The sequence below is a fragment of the Candidatus Methanoperedens nitratireducens genome, assembly GCF_900196725.1.
Lineage (GTDB): Archaea > Halobacteriota > Methanosarcinia > Methanosarcinales > Methanoperedenaceae > Methanoperedens > Methanoperedens nitroreducens_A.
The window spans coordinates 21,184-30,820 of record NZ_FZMP01000013.1; the positions used below are offsets into that span (position 1 = coordinate 21,184).

Annotated in this window: 11 protein-coding genes; 10 read left to right on the forward strand and 1 reads right to left on the reverse strand. The window is 46.1% G+C overall.

The genetic code is table 11. The annotated features are described in order from the left end of the window. From MNV_RS01520 to MNV_RS01540, 5 genes are all read left to right on the forward strand, one after another. Window positions 1-654 carry a methylenetetrahydrofolate reductase C-terminal domain-containing protein gene (locus MNV_RS01520; protein ID WP_096203619.1) on the forward strand — a complete coding sequence of 218 codons (654 nt, stop codon included), beginning with the start codon at window positions 1-3 and terminating at the stop codon, window positions 652-654. Then, entirely contained in the window at window positions 641-1,516 is an 876-nt protein-coding gene (locus MNV_RS01525) for a methylenetetrahydrofolate reductase (RefSeq protein ID WP_096203620.1), read from the forward strand. The genes MNV_RS01520 and MNV_RS01525 overlap by 14 nt, the downstream gene beginning before the upstream one ends. Then, on the forward strand, window positions 1,513-2,760 hold the full coding sequence (gene thiC, locus MNV_RS01530) for a phosphomethylpyrimidine synthase ThiC (protein ID WP_096203621.1): 1,248 nt from the start codon (window positions 1,513-1,515) through the stop codon (window positions 2,758-2,760). Before MNV_RS01525 ends, thiC begins: the two co-directional genes overlap by 4 nt. Continuing rightward, window positions 2,742-3,494, forward strand: a complete 753-nt coding sequence (cofE, locus tag MNV_RS01535; protein WP_096203622.1) for a coenzyme F420-0:L-glutamate ligase — start codon at window positions 2,742-2,744, stop codon at window positions 3,492-3,494. Before thiC ends, cofE begins: the two co-directional genes overlap by 19 nt. A 200-nt stretch (window positions 3,495-3,694) precedes the next feature. Beyond that, window positions 3,695-4,186, forward strand: coding sequence for a hypothetical protein (locus MNV_RS01540; RefSeq protein WP_096203623.1), 492 nt, complete (start codon window positions 3,695-3,697; stop codon window positions 4,184-4,186). Window positions 4,187-4,275: 89 nt separating this feature from the next. Here the strand turns inward: MNV_RS01540 and MNV_RS01545 are convergent, their stop codons facing one another. After that, window positions 4,276-6,219: a S9 family peptidase gene (locus MNV_RS01545; RefSeq protein WP_096203624.1), complete on the reverse strand. Its 1,944-nt coding sequence runs from the start codon at window positions 6,217-6,219 to the stop codon at window positions 4,276-4,278. Window positions 6,220-6,518: 299 nt separating this feature from the next. On the opposite strand from MNV_RS01545, the gene MNV_RS01555 reads away from it, so the two are divergent. The 5 genes from MNV_RS01555 to MNV_RS20030 all read left to right on the forward strand — a co-directional run. Then, entirely contained in the window at window positions 6,519-6,791 is a 273-nt protein-coding gene (locus MNV_RS01555; protein ID WP_218837850.1) for an HNH endonuclease, read from the forward strand. A gap of 130 nt (window positions 6,792-6,921) precedes the next feature. Beyond that, on the forward strand, window positions 6,922-8,703 hold the full coding sequence (locus MNV_RS01560) for a class I SAM-dependent DNA methyltransferase (protein ID WP_096203627.1): 1,782 nt from the start codon (window positions 6,922-6,924) through the stop codon (window positions 8,701-8,703). Then, on the forward strand, window positions 8,700-9,014 hold the full coding sequence (locus MNV_RS01565; RefSeq protein WP_096203628.1) for a hypothetical protein: 315 nt from the start codon (window positions 8,700-8,702) through the stop codon (window positions 9,012-9,014). Before MNV_RS01560 ends, MNV_RS01565 begins: the two co-directional genes overlap by 4 nt. Next, the gene (locus tag MNV_RS01570; protein ID WP_096203629.1) at window positions 8,999-9,217 is read left to right on the forward strand and encodes a DUF2283 domain-containing protein; all 219 of its coding nucleotides are present in this window, start codon (window positions 8,999-9,001) and stop codon (window positions 9,215-9,217) included. The genes MNV_RS01565 and MNV_RS01570 overlap by 16 nt, the downstream gene beginning before the upstream one ends. A gap of 217 nt (window positions 9,218-9,434) precedes the next feature. Beyond that, on the forward strand, window positions 9,435-9,637 hold a 203-nt coding region (locus MNV_RS20030; protein WP_218837851.1), incomplete at its 3' end, for a hypothetical protein.

Below are 9,637 nucleotides of genomic sequence, written 5' to 3' on the forward strand. Positions count from 1 at the left end.
ATGATAATTTCAAAACAAAAAGAATATAAAGACATCCTGCGGATGCTCCGGGAGCAGAACATTTTCATAATAGGCTGCGGGAAGTGCGCGGCAAAGCAGCATGTGGGAGGCGAGCCTGAGGTGCTTGAGATGAAAAAAAGACTGACAGCATCCCGAAAAAATGTTGTCGGATGGGTGGTCCTGAGTTCTGCGTGCAGCATTGGTTCGTGGAAGGAAGTGCTCTCACAAAATCCGGGAATTAAAAAAGCGGAGGCTCTGCTTGTTATGTCCTGCGGAGGAGGCGTATCAGTTATTTCAAATTTCACGGACAGCCGGGTTTACCCGGCGCTTGATACCGAATCCCTGGGAGGGGTTTGCCGGGATGAGATCGTAAGAGACCGGTGCGGCATGTGCGGGGAATGCACCATCTGGATGTACGGCGGGATTTGCCCCCTCACCCGGTGCGCCAAGGGATTACTTAACGGGCCCTGCGGCGGCACTGCGAACGGAAAATGCGAAGTTGATGACCGCCCCTGCGCCTGGGATGAGATATTTGACAGGCTGAAAAAAGTGGAGAGACTTGAACTCCTTGAGATCATACACCAGCCGAAAGACCATACAAAACAAAAGACAATACAAAAAAGCAGAGGGGGCGTGAAAGTTGAGCTTCCGTAAAAAGCTGGACTCTAAAAAGTTCATAATCACAGCCGAGATAAGCCCTCCAAAAGGGACCGACATAACAGGGATGCAAAACGATGCAAGCATGATAAAAGATGTTGTGGACGCAATAAACATTACAGATAACCAGAGGGCGGTTATGCGAATGAGCTCCCTTGCAGCGTGCAGCATTCTTTCACAGAATGGGTATGAGACCATAATGCACCTTACATGCAGGGATAAGAACAGGCTTGCTCTCCAGTCAGAGCTTCTTGGAGCGTCGGCGCTTGGAATACATAATGTGCTGGTAATTACAGGAGACCATCCGGCAAAAGGAGACCATGAAGGTGCAAAGCCTGTTTATGATTTTGATTCGGTGCAGCTTCTCGGGCTTATTAAAGAACTGAACCGCGGATTTGACTTTTCAGGAAATCCCCTGCATGGGAAGCCAAATCTCTGTGCAGGCGCTGTGGCAGGAACAGGGTTAAATGAACTCCCGTTCATAAAACTTGAGAAAAAAATAAAGATGGGTGCCAGGTTTATCCAGACACAGGCGGTTTTTGACACCCGGAGTTTTTCAGAGTTCATGGATAAAATAAAAAACTCAGAAACTTTTCGCGAAGTTAAAATCCTGGCAGGTATAATCCCGTTAAGATCGGAAAAAAATGCAGCTTTCCTTAATAAAAACATGGCAGGAATCAAAGTCCCTGAAGACATAATCAAGCAGATGCGCGGAGCGAGGAACCCGGTGTTCAAAGGAATGGAGATAGCGGCGGAATTAATTAAAGAGCTGCGCAGCGTGTGTGACGGCGTGCATATCATGCCGGTCGGGAACCATGAAAAAACAGCAGGGATACTTGAAATGGCGGGTATAAAATGAGGACACAGGTTGAAAGAGCAAGGGATGGGATTGCTACCCCGCAAATAGAAGCAGTTGCAAGAGCCGAGAATGTTGATATTCAAACCCTGATTTCGCGGATAACAGAGGGAAGTGCGGTTATAATGACCCGCGGAGAAGGCTCTGTTGGCATCGGCAAAGATCTTAGAACAAAAGTGAATGTCAACATCGGTACATCCTCTTTGAAAATCGACCCGGATGAGGAAGTCAAGAAAGCCAGGGTAGCAGAGAAATACGGCGCCGACACCCTGACAGACCTATCTATGGGAGGGAATATTACTGATATACGTCGAATGATATTCGATAATACCAGACTTCCTATTACAACAATACCTATCTACCAGGCAGCGGCGCAAATCGGTCTTAAGAATATGACCTGTGAGGATATTATCCAGAGCATAAAGCAGCAGGCTGATGAAGGCGTCAGTTCGTTTGTTCTCCATTGCATCGATAAGAAGACGCTGGGTATGCTGAAGACTGGGAAAAGGGTACTGGGGGTCGTCTCCAAGGGCGGCTCTATAACAAGCGCATACATGCTGCTCAACAACTGCGAGAACCCATTCATCGAGAGCTTTGATGAAATACTGGAAGTCCTGAAAAGATATGATATTGTGCTCTCACTCGGAAATACGATGCGAAGCGGCTGTGTCCACGATGAAAGGGACAGAGCGCAGCTTGAAGAGATAAAACAGAACGCGAAACTTGCAAAATATGCGAACGAAGCCGGCGTGCAGGTGATCATCGAAGGCGTGGGCGGGCATGTACGTGCCGATAAGATAGCAGAGTACGTAAAATTCCATAAAAGCTGTAGCCATTTCCCGCTATTCGTAGCAGGACCATTGCCTGCGGACGTGGCAGTGGGATACGACCATATCGCAGGATGCGTGGGAGCAAGCATAGCCAGTGGCGCGGGTGCTGATTACCTGTGCTACATTACACCATCAGAGCACCTGGGTCTCCCGGGCACCGAACAGGTAAGGGAAGGACTTATCGCTTTTAAGATAGCTGCGCACATAGGAGATTCGATAAAATACGGGCTGAACGAGAGGGACAGGCTTCTTGCAGCAAAAAGGGCAAAGCTTGATTGGGAGGGGCAGATGAGCCATGCTATTGACAGTGAGCGGGCGAGGGAACTGGCGCCAAAGGAAGGACCGTGCACCATGTGCGGGGATTTCTGCGCCATAAAAATCATGAAGGAGTTCGGGGCATGCAATTATTCGGCATAAAAACGCCTCTTATAAAACCTGGTGATGATATGGCGGGAGTTCTTATCGAGTCGATGAAGGATGCTGGCATTAAACCGCATAATAACGATATAATAGTTCTTGCAGAATCGGCTGTAGCGACGGCTGAAGGGCGCGTTGTCAGGCTTGAAAGTATCAGACCTGGTAAAAAAGCGATTGAATTATCAAAACTTTACGAAACAGACCCGCGAAAAATGGAGTTGATCATCAGGGAATCCGATGAGCTTCTCGGCGGGATACCAGGCGTAGTAGTCACGATAACCAAAGGAGTGCTCTCCCCCAGCGCGGGTATTGATAATTCCAACGCGCCTGAAGGATGTGTTGTGTTATTACCTGAAAATCCCAGAAAAAGTGCAATTCAGCTCAGGGAAAAGCTGATGGCAGAATACGGTTGTGATGTTGCCGTGATCATAGGCGACAGCAGAACGCAGCCTCTTCGTTTAGGATGTGTCGGCATCGCGCTTGGCTGTGCAGGAATAGAGCCTGTGGAGGATGTAAGAGGCAGGAAAGACCTTTTCGGGAAACCTCTTATGATAACAAGACGGGCAACGGCAGATAACCTCGTCTCTGCAGCTCAGATAATCATGGGCGAGGCGGATGAAAGCACACCTGCTGTACTTATCAGGGATGCGCCTGTGAGGTTTATTGAGGGAAGCGAGGATATACCGACTATTTCACGGGAGGAGTGCCTGTATTTTGGATGTTTTAAGAAGTGAACGCTCTGACTGCTGCTCAAGGTTTCGGAAGGCCTCAGAGCCTGTCTGAATAATCAAAAATATTAATATATCGCCAACAGTTTAAGCATGATGCATGGCTAATTATGCGAATCGTATCAGCTCAGACCAGTATGAATATATAAATCAACAGCAAGTGAACAGATAAGTTTATTTAAGCAGGTAATTTATACTATTGTCCTATGCGAAGAATAAATTTAAATGTACCTTTAATGGCTATCGTAAGCCTGATAATTATTATCTCTGGTTGTATAAGCGATCAAGATACTGCTCCGAAGCCTAATGTAACACAAAATTCTACTGTAATCACGCCTCAATTAAGTATTACTGCAGAAGTAGAAACTGGCCTGATCAAATTACATCACACAGGCGGTAATGACATAACTTTGAGAGACATTATAATAGTTATTGAACAAGGCAAGCCAAGTGCTATTTATGAGAAAATAGGTCAGAATGATGATAGATTTATGAAAGGCGATACTCTAGACCTCACACTCAAAGGCATAAGTCTAAATGGAAAAGCACTTGACATCGGAAGAATCTCAATTAATAACTCAGAAGCTATGAATAACTCGGAAGCTATGGAAGAATATCAAACAACTATTACGCTGGTTCATATCCCGAGCGGAAGCCTATTAACAAGGATTGTCTCATCAGAGGGATTTTTCAGCTAAGCTCTATGGAATAGGCGAAATGTAATTCGGTTTTAGAAACGATGCAACAAGTTACTTTATTTTCTTTTTTAATTAGAGCCTTGTCTGGCTTATCCTTTCTTACTGATGTTCTGGATTTGCACCGGTTCTACCGGGTCGGCGAGCCTGAAAGAGAAGATCTTCGAGTAGAAATAGAGTTCAGCGTCAAGTGCACTTTTGATATTCCTGGAACGGCGGAACCCATGCTGTTCTCCCTCGAACGGCAGGTAAGAGACAGGGAGCCCCCTATGAAGCAAAGCCCCGAACATCTTTTCTGTCTGCTCTGGCGGGACAATTTTGTCCTCAAGTCCCTGGAAAAATATCACCGGGCATGACAGGCGGTCTACGAAGTTTAGCGGTGAGCGCTCCCGGTAAAGATCCTGGCGCTCCGGATAAGGACCGATCAACCTGTCAAGGTACCGCGATTCGAACTTGTGTGTTTCCTTTCTCATCGACTCCAGGTCGCTTACGCCGTAGTAGTCTGCTCCTGCCCTGAAGACATTCCGGAAAGTAAGTGCACAGAGCGTTGTATAACCGCCTGCGCTTGAACCGCGGATGATGAGCCGGTCGCCATCCACCTCTCCCAACTTAACCATGTAGATGGCACCGTTCACGCAGTCATTAACATCAACGATGCCCCATTGACCGTTGAGGCGCTGCCGATATGCCCGACCATAGCCGGTGCTGCCGCCGTAATTCACGCTCAGGACGGCGATTCCCCGGCTGGTCCAGTACTGGATCATCAGGTCAAGTTTACTGGAAGCAACAGATGTCGGTCCGCCGTGGCTTATGACAAGCAGCAACGGCAGCTCACCCGGCGGAGCCTGATAGTCTCCGTTCTGTTGCGGATAAAAGAAGGCATGTGCTGTCAGGCCGTGCTCTGTCGGGAACTCTATATGCCGTGGAATGGATAGATAACCGGCATCAATTACAACATCGGTTGAGCGGCGAAGAACCTCCAGCCGCTCCGAGCTCAGGTCGAGCCGGACTATGGAGGCAGGTTCTGCCGGTGACCCGGCGATAAATACGACCTGACCGGACCCGGCTCTAAGATAGGAGATATCGGTGTATGATATCTCAATCCTCTGGAGTTTTTGCGTCTCGATATCCAGGCTGGCAAGGTGCCAGGTTCCCTTATCGTTATAGGTACAAATAATGTTACCAGCTGACACGAAGGCATAGGTGAACATTCCAAAGAACCACTGCGGTGCACCGAACTCGGTTTCCATCCCGATTATGGGCTTAATATGCCCTTTGTGCCGGCGATAGAGATTCCACCAACCTGTCCGGTCAGAAACGAAGTATAGAATACCATCAGGCGACCATTCTGGCTGGAAGATTGATTCATCAGGTCCGCCTGCAACTCTTTCGACCTTGCGGAGAGACCCGTCCACCCCCAACTCACCGACCCACAGTTCAGTTCCATCCCAGGGCATATCAGGATGGTTCCAGGTGAGCCATGCCAGGCGAGTCCCATCAGGGCTCAGGTGCGGCGACGAATAAAAATCGTTCCCTGAAACGAGCACACGGCTTCTTTTGCTTCCATGGAGATCAATGCTAATCAAGGTGTTGACCGGTTCTTGCCCGGTAGCAATGTGGTCTTCGCATACACAAATCAACCTGTCACGATGGCGATCTACCACCAAATCTGCATAGCGCAGTTTTCCTTCAGGGGTGATCGGTCGCGGCATGAATTCGGGAGCCTGGCAATAGAGACGCCCATCAGTGAAATTTGAGAAGTAAATAGTACCGTTATGAACGGTAAAAGCACCGCCGCCGTACTCATGCACCCGGGTTCTGGCGTTGAAAGGAGGCGGAGTGATGTCGGCTGCCTGCCCTTGCGGGGAGCGCCGTACAACCACGCATCTTCCGCCTTCGGCAGGCCGCATCTCGATCCAGTAGATGTTCTCCCCGTCGAGGATAACCTGCTCAAGCCTGACCGCTCCGGAGGCGACCAGGTCGGATGTGATAGGTGATTTCCAGGAACCATATGGGGCTATCTGTGGCTTCGTCATTCAGTTTTTCCTCCCTACAATATGAACAAAGGCGCATAAAAGCGAATGTTCAGGTAATGTTACCTGATTTCATGTTGTATATAAGTTTCCACTGTTCTACGAGAAGCGCGCCGGAGGTTCGGAACTTCGGCTGCAAGACATATATAACATATAAAATATTAAATCGCGGATGAATTTGTATGGACTCTAGTTTATAATATTTTGCCAGCAGTATATATCTACCCAAAAAATACACTATACCGATGTAAAACTGCCGTATAGTCGATAAATTTATATATAAATCCTGAGATGCTATGGTCATGCCGCCAAAAGCAGTCAGAGCTGTGAGGGACTTAATTTACTGGCAGTATGCAAGAGAGTACATAAAAGAGAGGGAACGACCTAACGAGTGTATATATTGCGGGAGCGGGGAATCTTTAAGTACCGACCATCTGATACCCAGAAGCCGTGGAGGTGCTGATATCGGGGATAATGCCGTTATTGCCTGTAAGAAATGCAATTCGATGTTAAAGAGCTGGAGAGGCTGTGCGATATATGCGGGTTGGGAAAGCTATGCGAGGAGAGAGCGTTGACTGTGTATTGCTTGGAAAGTGTATTGAAGTAATTTATCATACAGTACATTGGAACCGAATCATAAGTTAAATAGTTATTAACTTATTGATAAGCAATAAATATAAGTACTTATTAATCTATTATAGACTTATGGCAAAGGTGGAAATTAAAATACCAACATGGGTCGAGAAACGCTATTCTTTATTATGGGATGCATTCACTGATTCCGAATTTACATTGGATAAAGCTGTGGAATTATTGGGAGAAACCAACAAAGATAAAAAAGAGGAAATCCCCGTATATCTCTCAGAAATAAGAAAAGCTGGCTGGTTAACCGATGAATTGGATCCAAATGATGCCAGAAAAAGGTTATACAAACTTAAAAGCAAGGAAAAAATAATCGGTGAAATTTTCGCTATTAACAATAATAAATTGGATCGGGGAGAGGTTGAGGGGCTATTAAAAAAAGCAGCAGACCTCATCAGGACAAGGGTTGATTACAAGTTCATTTTAATACTTCTTTTCCTGAAGAGATTCAGCGATAAGTGGGAGCTTGAATATGAGAAAGTGTATAAGGAAGCTCTTGGGGACGGGTTGAGTGAAGAGGAGGCAAAGCAGGAGGCAAAAAATTCTGCCTACCACGATTTTGATTTCCCTGAAGAATTCCTGTGGGATAATATAAGAAAAGATGTAAGTACACTCCCGGAAAAGCTATCTCATGCATTAAAGACATTAGCTGAGCGAAATCCCCATTTGAAGGATGTTCTTGATAATGTTGATTTCATTCAGTTTACCACAAGCAGGGAAAATGCCGAGATATTACGGCAGCTTGTTGAACTTTTCAGTGTTCAAAAGCTTCACCATGTCTCGCCTGATATTCTTGGGGATGCATACGAATGGATCTTAAGATATTTCGCGCCACAGAAAGCAAAGGAAGGGGAGGTCTACACCCCAAGAGAGGTTATTAAGCTCCTGATCGAGATTCTTGACCCCATGCCAGGGGAGAGCGTTTATGACCCTGCCTCAGCTTCTAATGGTATGCTGATCATTTCCTATAAGCATGTTGAAAACCAATACGGTAAGGCGGAAGTTGATAAGCTGTTCCTCTATGGTCAGGAAGCTAACCAGAAGACTCTTGCACTTGGCAGGATGAACCTCTATATTCACGATATTAAGAATGCCAATCTTGCCTATGGTGATACCTTGCTTTATCCCAAGTTCAAAGAAGGCGAGAAGCTGAAACAGTTTGATGTTGTTATCGCCAATCCACCGTGGAACCAGGACGGCTATGATGAAGATGTTTTAAAGAAGGGCGAGTTCTGGAAGCAACGCTTCAGGTACGGCTTTGTCCCGAAGCAATCGGCAGATTGGGCATGGGTGCAGCATATGCTTGGAAGTGCAAAGGATGACACTGGAAGAGTAGGTGTTGTTATTGATAATGGCTGCCTTTTCAGAGGTGGTAAAGAGCAGGCTATCAGAAGCAGGATGCTGGAAGATGATTTAATCGAGGGGCTAATACTACTGCCTGAAAAACAGTTTTATAATACTGGAGCGCCTGGCGCCCTGATATTTTTAAACAAAAATAAACCAGAAGAGCGAAGAGGCAAGGTTCTGTTCATCAACGCCAGCAGCGAGTATGAGCAGCATCCAGAGATCAGGAAGCTTAACAGACTTGGCGAGGCGCATATACAAAAAATCGCGGAGGCTTACAGGAAATTTGCAGCCGGCGACGGGTTTGTTCGTGCGGTTCCGCTAGATGAGATAAAAAATAATGATTATAACCTAAACGTTACGCTGTATGTTTTCCCGCAGGAAAAGGTTGAGGAGATAGATGTAAGCAAGGAATGGCAGGAACTACGCGTAATCGAGGATGAAATTACAGGGGTTGAGGCTAAAATTGAAGGGTACTTGAAGGAGATTATGACAAAATGAAATGGTTTAAAGATCTCCACGAGAGGCGGGTCAGATTAACATCAGAGCGGCAGGAGTATATCGAGACAGACCACCCGGAAATGTCTGGACAGATAAGCAAAGTGCAGGCAACTCTTAAGGACCCTGATGTGATAGTCAAATCAAGAACCGATGGGGAAGTTGAGTTATTTTATCAGTACTATGCCACCACCCCGGTTACTGAGAAGTATTTATGTGTTGTAGTCAAAATATCAGGCAGTGATCTATTTGTTATCACTGCATATTTTACAGACACGATAAAAAGAGGTACAATCTTATGGCAAAAGAAATAAAAATATGGTATGATAAAGAAGGCGACTACCTTGAGGTCATCTTTGAGCGAAAGGCAGGATACTTCAGGGAAACAGAGAATGATGCAGTGATGGAAAAAGTCGATACCGAGGGGAATGTTATAGGTTTTTCTATCTTGAAAGTTAGCGCATTGACAGAAAATAAACCGCTTTCAGTTAGTCTTAAAAGTCCTGCCGTTGCTTGATTAGTTTATACCCATTATGTTCCTGCGATTACCTGGCGATTCTGGTGATTATCTGGCGATAGGCTGAGGTTGTACTATGTTATTGGGTCATAATCGGGTCACAAACAGGTCATACATTAAGGGACCTTTGGAATATTTATCGGACATATCAGACATATTTCGGACATTTATCGGACATACAACAAAAGCGCAAAATCTGTCACCAAAGGAAACATTAATGAATTCTAAATATAAAAAACCGCAGATAAACACAGATGAACGCAGATGCATTCTCGCAACGGGATTTGCAGATTTCTTCGCTAGCAGGGTTTTTCCCATAACGGAATCCGGCAGAACAACCCACCGCAAAGAGCGCAAAGCAGTGCAGCAGAAATCTTCGCGCTCCGGTGTGGGAAACAGGTCTTCTATAAACAACGAACT